The sequence below is a fragment of the Seohaeicola nanhaiensis genome, from assembly GCF_042654245.1.
Classification (GTDB): domain Bacteria; phylum Pseudomonadota; class Alphaproteobacteria; order Rhodobacterales; family Rhodobacteraceae; genus Seohaeicola_A; species Seohaeicola_A nanhaiensis.
On sequence record NZ_JBHSGI010000028.1, the window covers coordinates 75,341 to 94,309 of the forward strand.

22 protein-coding genes are annotated in these 18,969 nt (G+C 64.3%); 19 read left to right on the forward strand and 3 right to left on the reverse strand.

Going from position 1 to position 18,969, the window contains the following annotated elements:
- Positions 1-693 precede the first annotated feature (693 nt).
- From ACFO5X_RS19250 to ACFO5X_RS19330, 17 genes are all read left to right on the forward strand, one after another.
- Positions 694-1,614: an ArdC family protein gene (locus ACFO5X_RS19250; RefSeq protein ID WP_380719967.1), complete on the forward strand. Its 921-nt coding sequence runs from the start codon at positions 694-696 to the stop codon at positions 1,612-1,614.
- Between the two features lie 89 nt (positions 1,615-1,703).
- Positions 1,704-2,093: a DUF3768 domain-containing protein gene (locus ACFO5X_RS19255; RefSeq protein WP_380719969.1), complete on the forward strand. Its 390-nt coding sequence runs from the start codon at positions 1,704-1,706 to the stop codon at positions 2,091-2,093.
- 150 nt (positions 2,094-2,243) lie between these two features.
- Positions 2,244-4,232: a ParB/RepB/Spo0J family partition protein gene (locus tag ACFO5X_RS19260; protein ID WP_380719971.1), complete on the forward strand. Its 1,989-nt coding sequence runs from the start codon at positions 2,244-2,246 to the stop codon at positions 4,230-4,232.
- Between the two features lie 70 nt (positions 4,233-4,302).
- The gene (locus ACFO5X_RS19265) at positions 4,303-4,896 is read left to right on the forward strand and encodes a regulator (protein WP_380719973.1); all 594 of its coding nucleotides are present in this window, start codon (positions 4,303-4,305) and stop codon (positions 4,894-4,896) included.
- Complete coding sequence (locus ACFO5X_RS19270; protein WP_380719975.1) at positions 4,896-5,567, forward strand: DUF6927 domain-containing protein; 672 nt, start codon at positions 4,896-4,898, stop codon at positions 5,565-5,567. The genes ACFO5X_RS19265 and ACFO5X_RS19270 overlap by 1 nt, the downstream gene beginning before the upstream one ends.
- A gap of 86 nt (positions 5,568-5,653) precedes the next feature.
- Positions 5,654-5,896: a type II toxin-antitoxin system prevent-host-death family antitoxin gene (locus ACFO5X_RS19275; RefSeq protein ID WP_380719977.1), complete on the forward strand. Its 243-nt coding sequence runs from the start codon at positions 5,654-5,656 to the stop codon at positions 5,894-5,896.
- Positions 5,886-6,305, forward strand: a complete 420-nt coding sequence (locus tag ACFO5X_RS19280) for a hypothetical protein (protein WP_380719980.1) — start codon at positions 5,886-5,888, stop codon at positions 6,303-6,305. Before ACFO5X_RS19275 ends, ACFO5X_RS19280 begins: the two co-directional genes overlap by 11 nt.
- 174 nt (positions 6,306-6,479) lie before the next feature.
- Positions 6,480-10,739 carry a strawberry notch-like NTP hydrolase domain-containing protein gene (locus ACFO5X_RS19285; protein WP_380719982.1) on the forward strand — a complete coding sequence of 1,420 codons (4,260 nt, stop codon included), beginning with the start codon at positions 6,480-6,482 and terminating at the stop codon, positions 10,737-10,739.
- 215 nt (positions 10,740-10,954) lie between these two features.
- Positions 10,955-11,341, forward strand: coding sequence for a DUF6878 family protein (locus tag ACFO5X_RS19290; RefSeq protein WP_380719984.1), 387 nt, complete (start codon positions 10,955-10,957; stop codon positions 11,339-11,341).
- 1 nt (position 11,342) lies between these two features.
- The gene (locus ACFO5X_RS19295) at positions 11,343-11,783 is read left to right on the forward strand and encodes a DUF6915 family protein (RefSeq protein WP_380719986.1); all 441 of its coding nucleotides are present in this window, start codon (positions 11,343-11,345) and stop codon (positions 11,781-11,783) included.
- Positions 11,780-12,061: a DUF5983 family protein gene (locus ACFO5X_RS19300; RefSeq protein ID WP_380719988.1), complete on the forward strand. Its 282-nt coding sequence runs from the start codon at positions 11,780-11,782 to the stop codon at positions 12,059-12,061. Before ACFO5X_RS19295 ends, ACFO5X_RS19300 begins: the two co-directional genes overlap by 4 nt.
- An 82-nt stretch (positions 12,062-12,143) precedes the next feature.
- Entirely contained in the window at positions 12,144-12,422 is a 279-nt protein-coding gene (locus ACFO5X_RS19305) for a hypothetical protein (protein WP_380719990.1), read from the forward strand.
- Positions 12,423-12,539: 117 nt separating this feature from the next.
- Positions 12,540-13,268 carry a DUF736 family protein gene (locus tag ACFO5X_RS19310; protein ID WP_380719992.1) on the forward strand — a complete coding sequence of 243 codons (729 nt, stop codon included), beginning with the start codon at positions 12,540-12,542 and terminating at the stop codon, positions 13,266-13,268.
- A 217-nt stretch (positions 13,269-13,485) separates the two neighbouring features.
- Positions 13,486-13,716 (forward strand): hypothetical protein, encoded by a 231-nt coding sequence (locus tag ACFO5X_RS19315; protein WP_380719994.1) that lies wholly within the window; start codon positions 13,486-13,488, stop codon positions 13,714-13,716.
- A gap of 23 nt (positions 13,717-13,739) precedes the next feature.
- Entirely contained in the window at positions 13,740-14,123 is a 384-nt protein-coding gene (locus tag ACFO5X_RS19320) for a hypothetical protein (RefSeq protein WP_380719996.1), read from the forward strand.
- Positions 14,107-14,859, forward strand: a complete 753-nt coding sequence (locus ACFO5X_RS19325; protein ID WP_380719998.1) for a phosphoadenosine phosphosulfate reductase domain-containing protein — start codon at positions 14,107-14,109, stop codon at positions 14,857-14,859. The genes ACFO5X_RS19320 and ACFO5X_RS19325 overlap by 17 nt, the downstream gene beginning before the upstream one ends.
- On the forward strand, positions 14,856-15,362 hold the full coding sequence (locus ACFO5X_RS19330; protein WP_380720000.1) for a JAB domain-containing protein: 507 nt from the start codon (positions 14,856-14,858) through the stop codon (positions 15,360-15,362). The genes ACFO5X_RS19325 and ACFO5X_RS19330 overlap by 4 nt, the downstream gene beginning before the upstream one ends.
- On the opposite strand, the gene ACFO5X_RS19335 is transcribed toward ACFO5X_RS19330, so the two are convergent.
- The 3 genes from ACFO5X_RS19335 to ACFO5X_RS19345 all read right to left on the reverse strand — a co-directional run bounded on the left by ACFO5X_RS19335 (position 15,359) and on the right by ACFO5X_RS19345 (position 16,544).
- A complete protein-coding gene (locus ACFO5X_RS19335) occupies positions 15,359-15,694 on the reverse strand; it encodes a type II toxin-antitoxin system RelE/ParE family toxin (RefSeq protein WP_380720003.1) in 336 nt (111 codons plus the stop codon). The two genes, ACFO5X_RS19330 and ACFO5X_RS19335, sit on opposite strands and share 4 nt — an antisense overlap.
- A complete protein-coding gene (locus ACFO5X_RS19340; RefSeq protein ID WP_380720005.1) occupies positions 15,694-15,969 on the reverse strand; it encodes a hypothetical protein in 276 nt (91 codons plus the stop codon). Before ACFO5X_RS19340 ends, ACFO5X_RS19335 begins: the two co-directional genes overlap by 1 nt.
- 407 nt (positions 15,970-16,376) lie before the next feature.
- On the reverse strand, positions 16,377-16,544 hold the full coding sequence (locus ACFO5X_RS19345; RefSeq protein ID WP_380720007.1) for a hypothetical protein: 168 nt from the start codon (positions 16,542-16,544) through the stop codon (positions 16,377-16,379).
- 47 nt (positions 16,545-16,591) lie between these two features.
- Between ACFO5X_RS19345 and ACFO5X_RS19350 the strand changes: the two genes are divergently transcribed.
- Complete coding sequence (locus ACFO5X_RS19350; protein WP_380720009.1) at positions 16,592-17,521, forward strand: DUF2493 domain-containing protein; 930 nt, start codon at positions 16,592-16,594, stop codon at positions 17,519-17,521.
- 159 nt (positions 17,522-17,680) lie between these two features.
- Positions 17,681-18,673: a nucleotidyltransferase family protein gene (locus ACFO5X_RS19355; RefSeq protein WP_380720012.1), complete on the forward strand. Its 993-nt coding sequence runs from the start codon at positions 17,681-17,683 to the stop codon at positions 18,671-18,673.
- Positions 18,674-18,969: the final 296 nt, after the last annotated feature.

An 18,969-nucleotide genomic window follows, 5' to 3' on the forward strand; every position in this document is an offset into this window, starting at 1 on the left:
AACGTCTCTTCTGCTCTTCCGTCGACGGATACCGCCAATTCACCGGTCCTCGGGCTGTCCGGTAGGGCCGCGCAGTCCGTCAGATGCGGATCCTGTTCCAGAACCCTGCCCGGGGACCGGTTTTGATGGCGCTTACCGGGTCTCGCGACGGCTCCGGAGCTGGCGAGCGTTAATGGCTTGGCGCAGTCGCTGTGGGCCCTGCGTGTTCGGGCTTCGGGATGTCGGATACGGTGATGTTGAGTGGCCCCGAAGTCAGGGGATTGGCCGGCTAGTCCAAAATTAGAGTCGCCATAGGGTAAGCGGTTGCGTGCCGAAGCCCACAGACAGCCACGCCGCGAGATGGGTCATGGGCCGCGTCTTGCTCCGAAAAATCATACCGCGATAGACCGTCAAAAATGGCCAACAGGGAGTTCGATGCGCCACAGGACACGTCCTACCAATTCCCGTCTTCGCGATCTTGGGCCCGCCCGCCACCGGTTATCCGGTCTTCCGTCGGACGCAGGTCGACAGAGCCGAGGTCTCTGACTTGAAAAAGTGAAAGCTGGCCTTTGGTCCTGACGGATCCGGAGAAGGCGGGAAAGGGGTCTGGCAGTGTCCAAGACGGGAACTGCCAGCGACCAGCACTTCTTCCCAAGAAAGACCTCCGATCCGCGCACGGCTGCCGTGCGTTCCCCCAGATATCGGAGACTACCCATGGCCAAGCCCAAGCCGAAATTCGACGCGGCCGCGTCGATCACGAACGAACTCATCGAGATCATCGACCGGGGCGTGCTGCCCTGGCGCAAACCCTGGACCGTCGGCGGCAGTTCCGTGCCACTGCGGCAGAACGGCGAGCCTTACCAGGGCATCAACAACTTCCTGCTGACCATGCGGACAATGGTGGCCGGGTATACCTCGCCCTATTGGATGACCCTCAGGCAGGCGAATGAGCTTGACGCAAAGGTCATCAAAGGCTCGAAGGCGTCGGTCGTCGTCTACTACGGCACCGCCGAGCGCGGACGTCATGAAGACGCACACGACGACGAAATGGACACCGAGGATTCCAAGACGATCCCCTTCATGAAGTCCTACCGTGTCTTCAATGCGGATCAGATTGAGGGTCTGGATGCTCGCTACTATCCGGCGCCAGTTGATCCGAAAGAGTATCCCGAACGCGCGCCAATTCCCCACATGCAGGCCTTTTTTGAAGCGATCGGTGCAAGTGTCAGCTTCTCCGGCCCCGAGGCCTGCTATGTCCCGACGCTCGACAAGATCTACATGCCGCGGATCGAGCTGTTCGAGAACCCGCTCAATTTCTACGCCGTCTGGGGGCACGAGCTGGGTCATTGGACGAAACCCCGGCACCGATTGAACCGCAGCTACGGCGAGGCGCGGTTTGGGAACACAGCATACGCGCGGGAAGAGATCGTGGCCGAGCTCTGCGCGGTGTTCCTGGGGCAGAAGCTCGGGTTTTCCGCGCATACGCTGGAGCAGAACGCGGCCTATCTCGACAACTGGTTGCGCGTGCTCCGATCGGACAAGCGGGCGATCTTCAAACATGCGGCGGACGCGCAGCGCGCCTGCGACTACCTCGTCGCGGCGTCGGCGGCGGGGCAGGAGGAGCAGGCCGCATAAGGCAGAACACGTCGCCACCGAAATCGTCCGAGAAAGGGAAAGCAGGCTTTGGGTCTGGCGGTTTTAACCCATCCGGAAAGGACAAACCCATGAGTAACCCCGAACCCGCCGAATTCTCCCCGCCCGACGCCGCCGCCATCGCCGCGCAGAACGACGCCTTCCGGAGGCTTGCCTGCCTCGGGGTGTCGCCGGATCAACCGATCCAGGGGCGCATGCATGTCACCCGCTCCTTGATGGAGGCCGGCGACGGCTTCATGGCCGACGCGGTGAAAGCTACCGGGGAGTTTGAGACCTTCGAGCCTGAGAACGATCCCGAGGGCTGGCACGATTTCGGGGCGGTCACGATCCGCGGCGAGACCGTGTTCTGGAAAGTGGATCTCTACGAGGCCGACTCTGACTTCCGCTATGGCGCGGAGGCGCCCGACAATCCTGAAACCACCATGCGTGTGCTGACCATCATGATGGCGCACGACTGGTAGGGTTGAGCGCCCAGCCCACTTCAACATCGACAGGCCCGCTGACCCTTCGAAAGGGAATGCGGGCCTTTTGTCCTGTTGGTTCCCGGATCCGGGGATCGGTCAGGCCGCCCGGGAAGTCCGGGTGGCGCAGAACCCAGAGAAGGACATCTCATGACCCAAGCGCTTGAACCCATCTTTGTCGCCATCGGCGATCTCGTCGCCCATCCCGCCAATGTGCGGAACAGGTCTCCGGAGAGCTATGCCTCCGAGAACATCGCGCATCTGAAGGCCAGCATTGCGGTGCTGGGGCTGCTGCAGCCGCTGCTCGTCCAGAAGCTCTCGGCCGGGTTCGGCGTCCTCGCCGGCGGCCGTCGCCACGCGGCGCTCCTGGAGCTGGTCGCGGACAAGGCCGCCAAGGGCTTCACCAAGAGCACTAAGATCGACTGCCGTCTGGTCCCGGACGATTGCGACCTGACCACCGCGCTGTCGCTCGCGGAGAACATCACACAGGCGCCGATGAATGCCATCGACGAGTTCGAAGCCTTCGCGCGGATGATGGAGGTCGACGGCCAGACGCCCGAGACCATCGCCAAGACCTTCGGCACCACGGTGGCTGCCGTGAAAGGCCGGCTGCGCTATGGGCTCATCCACCCCGACATCCGCGCCGCGGCGCGGGTCAAGTCGATCACCCTCGATGTGATGAAAGCCTTCGCGGACCATACGAGCCAGGAGGTGCAGCGCGAGGTCTTCGAGGCGCTGACCAAGGAGGACAACCATGTCCATGCCTATAGCGTCCGCAACGCGCTGAAGTCCCGTGGTGTTCAGGTCAGCGACGATATCGGTGCCTTCGTGCGGAAAGACTACGAGGCGCGGGGTGGCGCCATCGCAACCGATCTCCTGGACGAGCATTCCGTGCTCGAGGATTCCGCGCTGGTCGAAACGATCCTCCTCGAAAAACTCGCCGCTGCTGCTGAAGAAGCCCGCGCCGAGATCGGCTTTGCCTGGGCCGATGCGGTGATCCAGTATGACTATGCCGCCATGGCGGACTACGGCCGGGTCTATCCCGGTCCGGTCGAGCCCGACGAAGAGGGTTCGAAGCGCTTGGACGCGATTACCGCCGAACTCGAGAAACTCGAACATGAGATGGAGAACGAGGAGCTCGAAGACGAAGCCTACAGTGAACTCTACGAACGTGTGGATGAGTTGGAGGCCGAGGCACGGGATCTGCAGGAGGCCTACAGCGCCGAGGATCTCGCGCGATCCGGGGTGATCGCCACCTGGGCGCAGGGCAAGATCTCCCTGCATGTCGGGATGGTGCGTCCCGAAGACAGGGCCGAAAACGCCGGTAAGGCGTCCGGCACATCAAAGGACCCGGGCGCCGCGGACTCGGGCGAAATCACCTATCCCGCCTCGCTGACCGATGACTTGAAGACCGAGCGGGCGATGGCGCTTGGTGCGGCCATGGCCATGCACCCGGAAGCCACGCTCGACCTCACGCTTTTCAAGCTGGTCACCGACGTGTTGGGCCATGGCATGGGTGTCACCCAGGCGATCAAGGTCGATGCGCGCCAGGACTATCGCACGCACGCCAAGATGGACGAGATCGATGGCACCTCGCTCGAACAGGTGGCCGCAGCGCATGACGCGCTCGATCTCTCCTGGGCGGATGATGCGAAATCCCCCGCCGATCAGTTCGCTTTGTTTCGGGCGCTCGATGCGGGCGAGAAGGCAAAGCTCGTGGCCTACGCCACGGCGGCGACCACGCAGGCCTGTTTTGCGCGAGACCGGCAGCGCGACAGCCTGATGCATGATTTCGAGATCGAGGTGATGCCGGACATCCGCGCGCACTGGACGCCGAACGCGGCGCTTTTCAACCGGTTCAAGAAGGCATGGCTCCTCAAAATCCTCGGCGAGGAGCTGGGGCTCGCGCAGGAGGCGGTGACCCTGGCCTCCTCGACCAAGAAGCAAGTCGTCGAGTTCTGCGACAAGCTCTTCGCCGAACCCTTCGCCACCCTGACGGAGACGCAGCGGTCGGCGGTTGCGGCCTGGTGCCCGCCGATGATGCAGACCTCCGGGATTGAACCGGTCGAGGCCCTCGAGGCCGAGCCGCCTGAGACCGCAACGCCCGATGGCAACACAGAGGTCGCAGAAGCGGCCTGACCCTGCCGGCGGCCCGCGGCGCACGTCCGGCGCGGGTCGCACGCCTCCCTCTTACATACAGGTAATTCCCATGTCCCTTCTCAGCTTCACCGCCGCAAGCGTCGCGGCCCAGATCGCGCATGCGCGTGGCTGCTCCATCTTCCTGCCCAACTGGAACGGGCCGGTCGGCAAACCCGCCCTGATCCTGATTGTCGGCAACGGCGTCCATCTGCGTTCCAACGGGATCGACGGTACGACCACCCGGATCGTCACCACCGAACGCGCCGATCCATCTTTCGCCTTCGCGGACGGAATCGACCCGTTCCGGGACGTTGACTGGATGGCGGCCCGGCAGGCGGCGTTTCGCGATCTGACCGGCCAGTTCTACACCGACATTCTCGACGACGTTCAGATGCTCATCGATCGGGGCCATGACACCATCCGGCTGGCGACTGATGGCCACACGATCCGCGTCTTCGCGCGCCGCGCCGCCGACTACCTGATCGGCGGCACCTATGACGTGCCCTCCGGCCTCGGCGGGACCTTCCGGGTGGTCCTTCGGGATGCCACGGACACCCATGCCCTCGTCCAGAACCGCGGCAATTGCGAGGATTTCGATGAGATGCTGCCCTACCGGGTGCCGCTCGACGCGCTGATCGAACTCGATGACCGGAGGGCTGCATAGTGGCCTGGCTCTTCTACACCGATCGCCGCGTAAAAACCTACGCCGACGAAAAGGCCGAGATCGCCCGGCTCTGCACCTTCGAGAGCGATACCCGCAAGACATTGTTGCTCAAGGCCTGCAAGGTCGGCTCGACCTGGTATGCGGCAGCGAAGGTCACGAATGTCGACGGCTCGCCGGTCGAGGATGCGACCTACGTCACCGATGAAGACGGGTCGATCACCTTCGGGGCTGTGTTGCTGACGCGCTACGACGATGGCTGTTGGGGCTATAAGGACATGGAGGAGGCCACCGGGCCGGTGGAGTCGCGGGCACCGCTCGGCCTTCTTAACCTGCTGTCGGAACTGAAAGACTCTGACAGCTATGCCAATGCCTGGCGCCAGCGTTGCCGGGACTGGGCGGCGATCCCGGACTATGACGAGCGTGACAGGATCAGGCTCGCCAGTCCAGTGACGCTGACCGACGGCAGCTCCTGCCAGATCGTGACCGCCACCCATTACCGGCGCGGAGGGAAAAAGCGCCGATGCTACCGCATCGAGGAAACCGGCGGGCTCGTGCGCCTGTCGAAAGCCTCGCTTGCCGGGTCCGAGCTTCTCAGCTCCGCGAAGGGGGACGCGAGCCCCGTTCTGGTGGAGTTCTTCGCTGGGCGGGGCTCCGACGATACGCCCCCTTGAGATAGTGCCCTCGTATCCTGCCTCTTGTGGAGTATTAAGAAATTCTGTATATTCTTGCTAAGACAGAAAATCGGTGGAGAGCCAGGATGAAGCAATTTGCAGCAGGGGATCTGACCCGCAACACGGGCGATCTCTTCGAGGCGGCGACCGTCGCCCCGGTCGCGATCACGAAGCACCGTAAGCCGCGCTTCGTAGTCATGTCGATGGAGCGCTTCCAGGCCCTGACGGCCGGTCGCGCGTCGCAGGTGGCTCTCGATGTGGCCGACATGCCTGAAGAGCTGGGAAGCCTTCTCGACCAGGGCATCGAAGAACATTTCCGTGACCGCTGACTTCCCCGCCGCGGGGCAGGTCTTCGACTATCACTATCTCTGGAAGTGGCAGGCGGATCGCGGCGAGACGGAAGGTCGCAAGAAGCGGCCGAGTTGCGTGGTGATCGTCGTCACCAACCAAGCGGGTCAGCACGTCATGTTCATCGCGCCGATCACCAGCAAAGCTTCGGGTGAGGGGCGGACGGCCCTGGGGATACCCGAGACCGAGGCGCGCCGCGCCAGGCTCGATAGCGATGTGCCACTCTGGGTCATCCTGGACGAGTTGAACGCCGATATCCTCGAGAAGTCATATACGCTAGAAGAGCGGACACCGCGCGGATCGTTCAGCCCGGCCTTCACCGACGCGATCCTGCGCGAGGTGCAGCGCCTTCGCGCCGCAGGCAGACTCAAGCTGTCGCGCCGGACCTGATTCCCGAACGCCGGCAAAACGGATGCGCCGGTCTCGCCCCCCTTTGCGGCAGACCGGGGTCCAATCTCTCTGATCTGCCCACATTCCGAACGTCAAGCCGCCTCCACCTCCTGAAAGGGGAAAGGGGGCTTTCTGTCCTGTCAGACCCGCAACCTGACTGGAAGGACAGACGACATGGCCGATCAAAGACCGAAGCACGGACCGGAGATCCCATCACAAGCCCGCCTCCGGGAGGCCTTGTCACAGATCGCCAGGGAGATCGAAGACCAGCCTCTCAGAAGCTCGTCGCTAGCCCGCATCATGCGCGAGACGTTCGGAGGCAGCGACGCGGGCGGCGCATGGGACTGGCGCATCGCCTATGACGTGATGCAGGCCGCAGCCGTGATGAAGGTTTTGCAGGGCAGCGATCCGGACGCCGTCACATCCGCCAAAATGCTTGCCACGCGGCTCCTGACGGAGACGCGGCGCTCCGAGCAGCAGATCCGGCTCCAGCAATTTTCGACGCCGCTGCCCTATGCGGCCCTGGTTGCGCGTGCCGCGGCCATCCGTGCCGGCGAAACCGTGCTGGAGCCCTCGGCCGGCACCGGCGCGCTGGCCGCTTTCGCGGTTCTCGCGGGCGGCAAGCCCCTGCTCAACGAGATCGATCCCTTCCGCCGGGCGGTTCTCGAGGCGGTGTTCGGGGGCGAGATATCCGGCTTCGACGCCGAGCATATCGACGACCTGCTGACGGTGCCTGAGCTTCCGGGCGTCATTGTGATGAACCCGCCCTTCGCCTCCTCGGTCGATCGGTCGCGGGACAAGCATATCGCTGCCAAGCATCTGATCGGGGCCGCCAAACGCCTGGCTCCCGGTGGGCGTCTCGTGGCGATCATGCCCCTGGGCTTCGCGCCGGAGCGGGATGCGGCGCATTGGGCACGGGCCTCGGCCATCGCAAAGCCTCGGCTGGCACTGTCGATTCCGGGCCATGTCTACCGCAAACTCGGCACCACCGTCGAAACCCGGATCATGGTCTTCGACAAGGTGCAGGAGGAGGTCGAATGCGTCCGCGCGGTTGTCGATGATCTGGATGCGGCACGGCAAATCGTCGATGATGTCGCCGCGACCCGACCCGCCACTCCTACTATCCAGGCCACTGCACAGGCACGGCGTGGGTCGCGCCGGGTCGGTCTCCCTATTACACACGAGCGCCCAATCGCCCAGGCGGCGTCTGCCAAACCCAAATCGCATGCCGCCATCCCGCTGGCCTTCACCTGCCTCGCCACGCCCCGCGAGAACACGCCCGTCTCCGACATCTACGCCCGCTATCGCCCGCAGCGGATCGAAATCGCGGGCGCGCGGGAACATCCCACGCCACTCGTCGAGAGCATCGCCATGGCGTCGGTCGCCCCTCCGGCTCCGTCGCGCGAGGCCGTCGACGGCCTGCGCCTGCCCGGCCGCCTGATCGAGGAGGGCCATCTCTCCGAGGCCCAGCTCGAGACCATCCTGATGGCGAATGACGCGCACGCGCGCGACCTGCCGGGCCGGTTCACCATCGACGAGGACCAGACTCGGATGACGCGTGCCGACGACGATCCGGAGGCGCAGGCCTATCGCCTCGGCTATTTCCTCGGCGATGGCGCGGGCTGCGGCAAGGGGCGGGAATGTGCCGGACTTATCCTGGTGAACTGGCTCGCGGGGCGGCGGAAGGCTGTCTGGATCTCCAAATCCGCCACGCTCATCGAGGACGCGATCCGCGACTGGACCGACCTCGGCGGTTCGCCCGCAGACATCCAGCCGCTCTCCAAATGGAAACCCGATCAGCAGATAGCCATGCGCGACGGCATCCTCTTCGTCACCTATGCGACGCTGCGCTCCGCGGGTAAATGCGGGACGACCCGCCTCGGCCAGGTCCTCGACTGGATGGGCGACGGGTTCGACGGCGTGCTGGCCTTCGACGAGGCCCATGCCATGCAGAACGCCGCCGGGTCCGACGAGGGCAGGGGGGTGAGGCCCTCCCAGCAGGGTCTCGCCGGGCTGCGCCTGCAACTCGCCGCCCCGCGTGCCCGGGTCTTCTATGTCTCGGCGACCGGCGCCACCAGCGTTCACAATCTTGCCTATGCCTCCCGCCTCGGTCTCTGGGGCCAGGGAAAGGAATATCCTTTCCCGAGCCGCGAGAGCTTCGTCTCCGCGATGGAAGCCGGCGGGGTGGCGGCGATGGAGGTGGTGGCGCGCGATCTGAAGACGCTCGGCTTCTATACGGCACGGGCGCTCAGCTTCGATGGCGTCGAGTATGACGTGCTCGAACACGCGCTAACCCCGGCCCAGATCGAAATCTACGATGCCTATGCCGGCGCCTTCCGGACGATCCACCACAATCTCGAGGCGGCGCTCACCGCGACCGGCGTCAACGATGCCTCCGGTCAGACCAACGCCTCCGCCGCAAAGGCCTCGGCCAAGTCGCGCTTCGAGAGCACCAAGCAGCGGTTCTTCAACCACCTCCTGATGGGCATGAAAGCCCCGTCCGTCATCCGTGCCATCAAAGAAGACGTGGCGGATGGATATGCCTGCGTCATCCAGGTGGTCTCCACCGGCGAGAGCCTGCTGAAGCGGCGGCTCGAGGCGATGGACCCCGAAGACGAACTCGTGGAGGGCGCATTGACCCCCCGCGACTACGTGCTGAGTTACCTCGAACAGGCCTTCCCGATCCATGCCCAGAAGTTGGTCGAGATCGACGGAAACATGGTGGCCGAGCCGCTGAGGGATGCGAATGGCGCCCTGGTCGTGTCGCGCGAGGCCGAGGTCTTGCGCGATGCGGCGATGATGGCGCTGATGGCCCTCGCACCGATTCCCGCGGCCCTCGACCAGATACTCTGGGCCTTTGGCGACGAGGCCGTGGCGGAGGTGACCGGGCGCTCCATCCGTCCCCTGAAATCCCGGGACGGTGCGCTCTTCATCGAGAAGCGATCCGCCAGCAGCAATCCCTCGGAAACGTTGGCCTTCATGGATGGCGAGAAGGACATCCTGATCTTCTCCGACGCCGGCGGCACGGGCCGCTCCTATCACGCGGCCCAGACCGCGAAGAACCGGAAGCGGCGGCGGCACTATCTGCTGGAGCCCGGCTGGCGGGCAGACGCGGCAATCCAGGGGCTTGGCCGCACGCATCGCTCGGCCCAGGTCAGTGCCCCCTTCTTCCGGGTCTGCACCTCGGATGTTCATGGCGAGAAGCGCTTCACCTCCACGATCGCCCGGCGGCTCGATCAGCTGGGGGCGCTCACCAAGGGCCAGCGCGAGACCGGCTCGCAGGGCATGTTCCGCGAGGAGGACAATCTTGAAAGTCCGATCGCGCGGGCGGCGTTGCGCGGCTACTACGCCGATCTGGCCGCCGGGCGCGCCGGCGCGATGAGCTACGAGCGGTTCACGGACTGGACCGCCTTGCGGCTGATCGACCAGGACGGCGTGCTGCTGGAAGAGCTGCCGCCGATCCAGCGCTTCCTCAACCGTGTGTTGGCGCTGCCCATTCACATGCAGAACGCGCTCTTCGCCGAGTTCATGAGCCGGATCGCCGATCAGACCGAGCGGGTGCGGGCCGCGGGCACGCTCGATGTCGGCGTCGAGACGCTGCGCGGCGAGATGATCGAACAGGTCTCGGCGGAAGACCTCTGGACCTGTCCGCGCTCCGGGGCGGTGACACGCATCATCGGACTCGAGGTGACGGACCCCGTCCATGTGCTCTCCGCCGATGAGGTTTTGGACCGGAACTCCGACAAGCTGCCGATGATCAATCGCACCTCCGGGCGCGCGGCGCTGATCTCGGCCCGACCCATGCAGATCTATGACGAAGAGATCGTCACGCTCATGCGCAAGGTCTCCCGGCCGACTGGATCGATCTATGTCGAGGAAGGGAGGTTCGAAGGTTCGGCCTGGGAGGAGATCGAACCACCCGAATTCCGCCGCCTCTGGGACGAGGAGGCTCACAGCCTGCCGAAGGTGACCACGACGAAGCTCTATCTGCTGACCGGGCTCCTTTTGCCGATCTGGAAGGACATTCCCTCGGGCAACGAACGCATCTACCGCGTCACGCCGGAGGGGCAGGCAAGCATGATCGGCCGGACCGTCAGCGAGGATGGCGCCGCCGCGCTCAGAGCCCGGTTCATGGTCGGCACACCGAAAACCCCGCAGGAGATGCTGACGGCCGCGCTCGGGTCCACCGCGCCGGTCGATCTGGGCCGGGGTCTCACGCTCACCCGCCGTCGGGTCGCCGGCGCGGCCCGCCTCGAGATCGACGGGGCCGACCGGGGCACGATCGACGGGCTGAAGGCCATGGGGTGCTTCACGGAGATCATCGCCTTCCAGCTTCGGGTCTTCGTGCCGCACGGGGACGGTGTCGATACCGCCGCGATCCTGGGCCGGATCGTGGGGGACGGATCAGCCTCCAAGGCTGATCGCGCCGCCTAGGGCGTTTCGAGTTCCATAGATCGAATAAGTATCAGAATTTGAATGAGAAAGGTTCGAATTCTGATGCGATGCGAACTCGAAACGCCTGAAAGGAAAAGCGGGCTCTCGGTCAGGGGGGAACGCGGAAGGGTGCTTTGTCCCCTCGCGTTCCGCCGCTGTGTCGGGTCTGCGGACCGCTCGGCGCCTTCCCCATCTCAGACACGAGGACAAGACCCATGACCGATCCCCAGATGAACTTCGCCGAGACAATGGCGAGATGGCAAGCCGAGCGCGAAGCCGCGAACAAGGCCGCCAGGGGCGAATTGCTCCCGCAATTGCGCGGCCTCGGTATCACTGAGGTGACCGCCGAATACGAAGGCTACGGCGATTCCGGCAATATCGAGGACGTGACGGTGCAACCTGCGGGGATTGAGCTCCCCGACGATCTCTCCACGAAGCTCGGCGACTTCGCCTGGGCCGTCGCCTATCACCAGCATCCCGGCTTCGAGAACAACGAGGGTGGCTATGGCACGCTGACCTGGGATGTCACCGCCGACAGCATCTCGCTCGATCACGCCGACCGCTATGTCGAGACCTGCCATAGCCATGACGAGGGGCTCTAACATGGCCCATCCTCTGCATCATGCCGAAAGCTCCGCGCGGAAGTTCGGCGGAAAGCCGTCCGACTATCAATGCCTGCATGATTGGTTCGACTCATCCAAAGAGCACCTCGCGCTCTTTGTTCACAGAGCCCACCGTCATCATGCCCTCGGGATCTTCGAACTCGAGCGCCAGTTCGGCCGATCGCTGACAAACAGCGCGGGTCGCGTCATTCCGACCCGCTGGATCGGCGAACAGCATGTCCGCGAGGACTGCCAGGGCTGCATCCCCTCGCTTGGCGACTGGCTCAAACGGATTCAGCCGGAACCCTGGATGGCGAATGGGTATATCGACCGGCAGGCACAAGAGCCCGTCGGCGATCCACGGACGACATGGCTGGGCGAGGTGGCCACCGGCAAGACGATCCTGGGCCTCAAGGACTGGATGGAGGCGAGGGGTTCATGATGCGCAACGTCCGCAGGTTCTACGATTGCAGCACCGCACATCTGCCCGCGCAAACCGCGCAGGACATCGACAACGAGGTCTTCGCCAAGTCGCCGACCATGCGGAACGAGTATGGCTGGCTGTTCTCTGTCCCTGAGACGCTCGCCGATCTGCAGGAAGGCGTCGACTGCGACGCCTTCAAGACGGTCATGGCGTTGGCGATGGATGCAGGCTGCGACTACGTCCTCTTCGATCGGGACGTCCCGCCAGTCCCCTATCTCGTGGTCTTTGACTGGTAGATCGAATGCGGTTGCACAGTGGCCCGATCATCTGATCGGGCCTCCCGTGTTTTTGCCACGAACATTGGAAATGGAGATTCAGATGAACATCGCGGAGATCAAGGCCGCCGTGGATGTCGGCAAATTCGTCCACTGGGCGAATGAGGGATATCGGGTTCACCGGGATGGCCTCGGCCATTACCTCATCACCTTTGTGCGGAACGGCAGCACGATCGGTCTGACCGACCGGAGCGGCCGACGGCTGAACGGGGACGAGGCCGACTTCTTCATTTCAGAGCCGGACCATGGCGCCGCGGCAGAGCAGGGTAGGGAGGTGCGTGGGGCCACGCCGGAAACCTTTTCCAGCGTCGGGCCGGGCTGACGGTCAGGAGAGAAAGGAGAGAAGGCTTTCGGGTTTTGCGATCCCAAGGGGGGTCGAAAAGCAATCCCGCGTGCTCTGGCAGGAAGCCGGGCAGCGGCAAACCCAAGGAGAAGACCCATGTTCGCAGGAACCCTGACCAAAAACGCCGAGACCGCAGCCACCGCCTATTCCGGCATGATCCACTCCACCCGGTTCGATATCGCCATTCAGCTCGAAACCCGGACGAAAATGTCCGAGCGGAGCCCGGACTATGATGTGACGGCGGTGAACAAATCCGGCCGCAAGGTGCGTATCGGCACGGCCTGGAACGAGACCGGCAGTACCACCGGCAATCCCTACATCTCGATGCAGATCGATGTCGGCCTCGGGCCGTTTCGTGTCAACGCCGTGCAGACCAAGGAAGCTCGCGAGTCGATGACCGGCGCATTCGAGATCATCCCGCTCGTTTCGAACGGCACCATGAAATCCGGCTCGATCTCGGGTGAGCTGACCGCGATGGATGCCGACAACGCTTTCGCTGGCTACATCGCCAACATGATGTTCGACCTCGATTTCATGCTCATCGAGAACGAGTTCAAGACCGAGGAGACCCATCCCGATTACCGGATCGAGGTCAGCTCGCCGCGCGGCCACCCGATCCGCGTAGGCTCGGCCTGGATGGCGAAGAGCAACCGGACCGGCAACGACTACGTCTCGCTCCTGATCAACACGCCCGATGGCGATCTGCGGGTGAACGCAGTGCAGAACGAGGAGCAGCGCGGCGGCCAGACCTTCTCGATCATTCCCTTCGTCGAGGGCGCCGGCCAGGAGCGGTCGGACAACACCGGCCTCGCTCTGGTGGGCTGATACACAGCGGTACCGCAGCGAGAGGGCGTCCCGGGCAACCGGGGCGCTTTCGCCCGTGCAGGCCTGATCCTCCTCCCTGGAAACGGCCTGACGGGCAGTGCCGGTCCTGTCTCCGACCGGCCCGTGTCCCCTGCCCGCAAGAGGCAGGTCCCGTGAGGGGAGCCGCGGCAGCGCGGCTCCCCTCTTCTCGTTTCACCCCGACAGAAGGACGACAGCAATGTTCAATCTCTCCCATCCCAAGCTGGTCGCGCTCGCCGAGACCGAAGGTTATTCGCAAGTCGAGGACTTCCTGGAAGACTATGCGCTCGACAGTGTCGTGCCCGCGATCTGCATGGCGCCTGATTGCGATCACACTGCCGATCTCGAACCGGACCAGCGTGCGGGCTTCTGCGAGGCCTGCGGCCGCCCCTCCATGAAGTTGGGCCTCGTCATCGCTGGCATGATCTGAGCGGCAAGGATCGAGGGCTTCCCATGACACAGTGTAGATACACCACGCCCGGCACCCGGCTTACCTGGTCCGACGTCTCAGAATGGGTCGATGTGGCTCACCGGATCGGCAGGCGCCAGCTGAGTGCGGCGCGCAACCGGACCTACGCCGCCCATGCGGCGGCTCTGTCCCGCGACCTCATCGACCGCGAGGCGCATGTCCCATCGCTCGAAGCGGCGCTTCACCTCCTCAAATACGGACATCCCGGCCTCGCCCGACCGCAGCGAGGCCATCGGGCGGATCACCCGACGACGCCGGTCATCATGGATCTGATGAACCGTCTCGCCGCCCTGAAACGCCGGGACCAGTTGCCCGCCGGGGACAATTGGACCGCCATGTTCGGAGGCTCCGATGCGTATTCCGGTTGACATCAACGACATGATCGAGCGCGGCGCCCTCGTGGCGATCAACCATTCCGGCGGCAAGGACAGCCAGGCCATGACGATCAGGCTGGTCGAGGCCGGCATCCCGCGCGACCAGTTGCTCATCGTCCACGCCACTCTCGGCGACGTGGAACGGCCCGAGACCATCAGCCATATCCGGAAGACCACGTTCGGGCTGCCGCTGGTCATCGCAAGACCCCGCCGGTCGTTCTTCGAGATGGTCCGGGCGCGGGGCATGTTCCCATCTCCACGATACCGCCAATGCACCTCCGATCAGAAGCGCGGCCCGATCGAGCGCGAGCTGCGCCGCTATCTCGCGGCCAATCCCCGCTTTGCCGGGCGGATCGTCAGTGCGATGGGGGTGCGCGCCGAGGAGAGCGCCGTGCGTCGAAGCCGTCCCGTCGTCAACCGGAACGCGCGGGGCAGTGTCGCGGGCCGAACCTGGATCGACTGGCTGCCGATCCATGGCCTGACCCGGCGGGAGGTGTTCGACACCATCGCCGCCGCGGGGCAGGATCCGCATTGGGCCTATGGCCGCGGCATGTCGCGCATGTCCTGCAGCTTCTGCATCATGTCCTCGCTCGCGGATCTGCGATGCGCCGCTCGGCTGAGGCCAGATCTCCTTTCCACCTACATCGCGCTCGAAGACGAGATCGGCCACACCCTGCGTCCCGATGGGACGAGCCTCCGCGAAACCCTCAGCCGATTGGACGCAGCATGACCCATCGCAACCCCAATCAGATCACCGAACTGCGCGGGTCCGGTTTCTCCGAGGCCGAGATTGCGACCATCGACGCTGCACGAGATATCCTGCGCAGGCATGCCCGGTCCACCGCCGCGCTGCAGTCCTGGACCATGCTGACTGATTACCTGGCGCTCAATGCCGTCCGCGAACGGGTCGAAGTGTTCCGGGTGTTGCTGCTGGACCGGAAGAACAAGCTGATCCGCGACAGGATCATGACCCGCGGCAGCATCGATCACGTTCCGGTCTATGTCAGCGAGGTTCTCCGTTCTGCCATCGTTCTCGATGCCTCCGCCCTCATCCTCTGTCACAACCATCCATCCGGCGATCCATATCCGAGCCAGTCCGACATCGAGCTGACCCGGAAGATCGTTGAGGCCTGCAGGGTGATGGAGATCACCATCCACGATCACATCATCGTTGGCTTCGGACGGGAGGAAAACGCTTTCAGCATGCGGGCGGCCGGGATGATGTCCGACTAGAAATCCGGGAACATGTACCGGGTGGACGCCAGCCTCATCCAGTCCCGGCCACCGAAGGCCACGAGCGCGAGGTATATCTGGCCGACCTCGACATCCGGCCTAAAAACGATGGTCAGACGATGGCCGGACCCGCCATGTCGCACGAGCCACCCTTCGAGCCTTCCTTCAAGCCGCGTGCCAGTTGTCGGGTTGTCTGCAATCGATTGCAGCAAGGCATCGACCTCATCCAGGCGCCGAAGAGCTGCTCCGGTATCGCCTTGGGTGACTTCGACAATGTGATCGACGATGCCGATGAGGTCCCGCCCGAAGAACGGATGTCGGACAAAGCGCATCAGGTCTTGCGGACCCTCGCGGCCAGATGCGCCCGTGCACCGGCCGTGACATCGGAGGCGTCGCCGATCGGTTCCCATTGGTCGAGCGGCAGAGCCAGACGCCGTTCAAGTTCTGCTTCGAGCACCGCCCGTTCGCGCTCACGTTCTGCCTTGGCCTTTACCAGTTCCCCCGAAACCGCCGCGCTCACATTGGGATATTCTCCGGCTTCGACCAATTCCCGGGCGAAGGCGAAGGCGGTATCGGTGAAGCTGACGGATTGCTTTTGAACGCTCATGGCATACTCCTCGGTGCTCCAATAGAGTACTGGGCTTTGCGATGTATCGCAAGCCGGTCAGCCCGACCGAGGGAACCACCGCATGTGCCTTGCGGCCTCCCCCGCTCGGTACGCCAGGTCCCAGGGGAGATATCGGCCCTTGGCCGATCGCGCATTCGGCCATGCGGCCTCACCGCGGCGTTGCACCCGGCGTCCCGGTTTGCCCGTCTCGCGAGCACGTCGCTCCCCGGCCGCTCCGACGGATTGCGCTTTGGTCTGTTTTGCGCGGCAAAACGATCCCGCCGCTCCATCCGTCTCCCGCGTCCGGTCACGCCGTTTGCCTGCTCGTGTCGGGCAAACCTACCGTCAAAACACACACACATGAGTGCGGAAGCATATCCTCCGGATGGCCCCCAAATCAGCCCGCGTCAAGGATCGCAAAACTTTTCGGCGAGGGCGGGGTGCATGGACAGGTCAGTCCAGTGCGCGCCGTCGCGTTGGCGGCGGCGGTGCGCCTCGAAAACTTTTGCGCCCGGCAAGCCGGCGGCTGCGCCGTCCCTGACCCAGGCAGATTCGGAAGCCAGACGTACGGCCATGCCACCACACTCCCGTGGTGGTTCCCCGAACATCTGGAGACACCAACATGACTTACGACAACGCGAACGCCTATGAGACCATCGAACTTTTCGGCCTGACGGAGAAAGGCGCGGAGCTGCCGATCCCCGAGGATCACATCCTGACCGACAGCATCATCCGCGAAACCTTCGAGGCCCTGCTCGGTCAGCTGCGCGGCACCGGTCTCGAGACCGAGATCGAACCGCTCGCGCACGGGCTCGCCACCATCCTGCAGCGGCGCAAGGTCGCTCTCGGCAAGGAGCTCGACCGCACCGCCGACAAAATCGGTGCTCTGGCCAAATCCCATGACGGATCGGAGATCGCGGAGACGGCCCTCGAAGAAGCGCAGGCCCGCTTCCTGTACCTGCGGGAGATCGTCGCCGCCATCGAGGTGATGAGCGAGGCGGCGGCGGAATGCTACGAGGTAGAGACCGGACATGCCTTCATCCCCGCATCGGGATCGCGGGCGAGCGCTCGCGCGCAGGAGACCGGGGCGGTCTTCGAGGCCCGGCAGTTGCTCGAACAGCACGACCGGGAGACTGCCGCGAGGTCGAAGGTCGAGGGGGTTCCCCTGATCGTATCGGGCGCCACCGACTGGACCGATGTCGACGTCATCTTCTCGACGCTCGACAAGGTTCGGGAGCGGATCCGGCAGAACCGCAACCAGGAGATCTTCCTCTGCCACAAGGGCGGCAAGCATGGCGCCGAGATGATCGCGGCCCGGTGGGCGCGCGCACGCGGTGTCGCGCAGGCGCGGTTCGACCCGCGCTGGTCCGCGCATGGGCGGGCGGCACCCTTCAAGTGCAACGACGAGATGCTGGACGACAAATTCGCGGCGACGGGCGTCGTGCTCTTCGGCGGCAACGGGGTTGCGCTGAATCTCGGGCAGAAGGCGGAAGCCAAAGGCCTAACGGTGATGCGGGTCGCCGATCCGGCGAAGACGTCAGCAGACGAGTGAAGGAGAGAGGGTCGCGCGAAGCGCGGCCCTTTCGTCGTTCTTCATGGTCGTGGTGGTGCCCCCAAATCCTTTTGCCTAGCAGTTTCATGTTTTGATAGGTATATGTGTGCCAAGCAAAATATGGAAATGATTGGCATGACCTCACTCAGCAGCATCGCGATGAGCGCCTATACCGATCTGGTGCGGCTCCTGAAGGATGACGCCTTGTCCGGCGTTGAAGGCAAGCCGACGCTCAAGGAGCGCGGCGACAAGGCCTATTGGTACGCGGCTCGCCGTGTTGGAACCGCGATGCGCTTCCTCTATATCGGCGAAGACAGCGACGAGACACGAGCACGGATCGACCGTATCGAGGAACTGCGCGCGACCGCCAAGGACCGACAGGCCGAAAGGTCTCGGCTCGTTCGGCTTTTGCGCGCGGAAGGCATGACGCCCACCGACCGGGCGACCGGCTCCATCCTGTCTGCCATGGCCGCAGCGGGGACCTTCCGGCTGGGCGGTACCATCGTCGGGACGAATGCCTTCCGGCTCTATGAAGGCGAGCTTGGCATTCGACTCCCCCTGGGCGGTATGGCCAACACCGGTGATATCGATATCGCACAATTTGAGAAGCTCAGCGTCGCATTGCAGGATCAGGTCGATCCGGGTCTGGCCGAGACCTTCTCGGCTCTGAAGTTCGATCCGGTCCCCGGGCTCGACCGGGGGCGGACTTGGCGATGGGCGCAGGGCGGTAGCGGCCAGCTGGTCGAGTTCCTGACGCCGGCCTTTGGAGATGAGACCATCCGGGATCTGCCCGCTCTCGGCGTTTGCGCGCAGGGGCTGAACTACCTCAACTTCCTGATCGCCGAACCGGTCCACGCCGCCGTCATCTATCGGTCCGGCATTCTGGTGCAGGTCCCACGCCCGGAGCGCTACGCGATCCACAAACTGATCATCGCCGACCGGCGCCGCGACGGGGCAGGCAGCCTCAAGTCCGCCAAGGATCGCGAGCAGGCGGCGTTTCTAATCGAGGCGATGGCCGAGGACCGTCCCGATGATCTGTCACGGGCCGTTGCCACTGCCCTTGAGGTTGGCCCGCGCTGGCAGGAGCACATCGGTAACTCGCTGAAGCGTATGCCGGCGACGAAGGCGATCCTCGAGCGCCTCGGCGCGTGATTGCCGAGGCGGCGATGGCCGCCGTGTTTCGTGCCCCCAGCAGACCACTCTTGGAACCCTTGATCGTACTGCTATCCAACACCGCCTCCTCCTGGGGCCTGTGCTTTCAGATCCCCTGCCAGCTGCCCATCCTCGGCGGTTTGGCATTGGGTCTCGTGCCATGCGGACAGCCACACGCATTCATGCCCGAAGCTGGAAGCCGACCTTCGGGTTCAAGAACCCAGCCTCCCAGCAGGCAGAAATTCGGACCCCGTCCCCAGCGCGTGGCGGTGTGAACAAACCGGGCGCGTCATCTC

Excerpts from the sequence above, each read along its gene's own strand:
- ACFO5X_RS19285 (WP_380719982.1), top strand. The coding sequence starts at position 6,480 with ATGGCCGATCAAAGACCGAAGCACGGACCGGAGATCCCATCACAAGCC.
- ACFO5X_RS19340 (WP_380720005.1), bottom strand. The coding sequence starts at position 15,969 with ATGAGCGTTCAAAAGCAATCCGTCAGCTTCACCGATACCGCCTTCGCC.
- ACFO5X_RS19255 (WP_380719969.1), top strand. The coding sequence starts at position 1,704 with ATGAGTAACCCCGAACCCGCCGAATTCTCCCCGCCCGACGCCGCCGCC.
- ACFO5X_RS19345 (WP_380720007.1), bottom strand. The coding sequence starts at position 16,544 with ATGGCCGTACGTCTGGCTTCCGAATCTGCCTGGGTCAGGGACGGCGCA.
- ACFO5X_RS19310 (WP_380719992.1), top strand. The coding sequence starts at position 12,540 with ATGTTCGCAGGAACCCTGACCAAAAACGCCGAGACCGCAGCCACCGCC.
- ACFO5X_RS19300 (WP_380719988.1), top strand. The coding sequence starts at position 11,780 with ATGATGCGCAACGTCCGCAGGTTCTACGATTGCAGCACCGCACATCTG.
- ACFO5X_RS19275 (WP_380719977.1), top strand. The coding sequence starts at position 5,654 with ATGAAGCAATTTGCAGCAGGGGATCTGACCCGCAACACGGGCGATCTC.
- ACFO5X_RS19320 (WP_380719996.1), top strand. The coding sequence starts at position 13,740 with ATGACACAGTGTAGATACACCACGCCCGGCACCCGGCTTACCTGGTCC.
- ACFO5X_RS19295 (WP_380719986.1), top strand. The coding sequence starts at position 11,343 with ATGGCCCATCCTCTGCATCATGCCGAAAGCTCCGCGCGGAAGTTCGGC.
- ACFO5X_RS19350 (WP_380720009.1), top strand. The coding sequence starts at position 16,592 with ATGACTTACGACAACGCGAACGCCTATGAGACCATCGAACTTTTCGGC.
- ACFO5X_RS19325 (WP_380719998.1), top strand. The coding sequence starts at position 14,107 with ATGCGTATTCCGGTTGACATCAACGACATGATCGAGCGCGGCGCCCTC.
- ACFO5X_RS19265 (WP_380719973.1), top strand. The coding sequence starts at position 4,303 with ATGTCCCTTCTCAGCTTCACCGCCGCAAGCGTCGCGGCCCAGATCGCG.
- ACFO5X_RS19355 (WP_380720012.1), top strand. The coding sequence starts at position 17,681 with ATGAGCGCCTATACCGATCTGGTGCGGCTCCTGAAGGATGACGCCTTG.
- ACFO5X_RS19260 (WP_380719971.1), top strand. The coding sequence starts at position 2,244 with ATGACCCAAGCGCTTGAACCCATCTTTGTCGCCATCGGCGATCTCGTC.
- ACFO5X_RS19305 (WP_380719990.1), top strand. The coding sequence starts at position 12,144 with ATGAACATCGCGGAGATCAAGGCCGCCGTGGATGTCGGCAAATTCGTC.
- ACFO5X_RS19335 (WP_380720003.1), bottom strand. The coding sequence starts at position 15,694 with ATGCGCTTTGTCCGACATCCGTTCTTCGGGCGGGACCTCATCGGCATC.
- ACFO5X_RS19315 (WP_380719994.1), top strand. The coding sequence starts at position 13,486 with ATGTTCAATCTCTCCCATCCCAAGCTGGTCGCGCTCGCCGAGACCGAA.
- ACFO5X_RS19290 (WP_380719984.1), top strand. The coding sequence starts at position 10,955 with ATGACCGATCCCCAGATGAACTTCGCCGAGACAATGGCGAGATGGCAA.
- ACFO5X_RS19330 (WP_380720000.1), top strand. The coding sequence starts at position 14,856 with ATGACCCATCGCAACCCCAATCAGATCACCGAACTGCGCGGGTCCGGT.
- ACFO5X_RS19250 (WP_380719967.1), top strand. The coding sequence starts at position 694 with ATGGCCAAGCCCAAGCCGAAATTCGACGCGGCCGCGTCGATCACGAAC.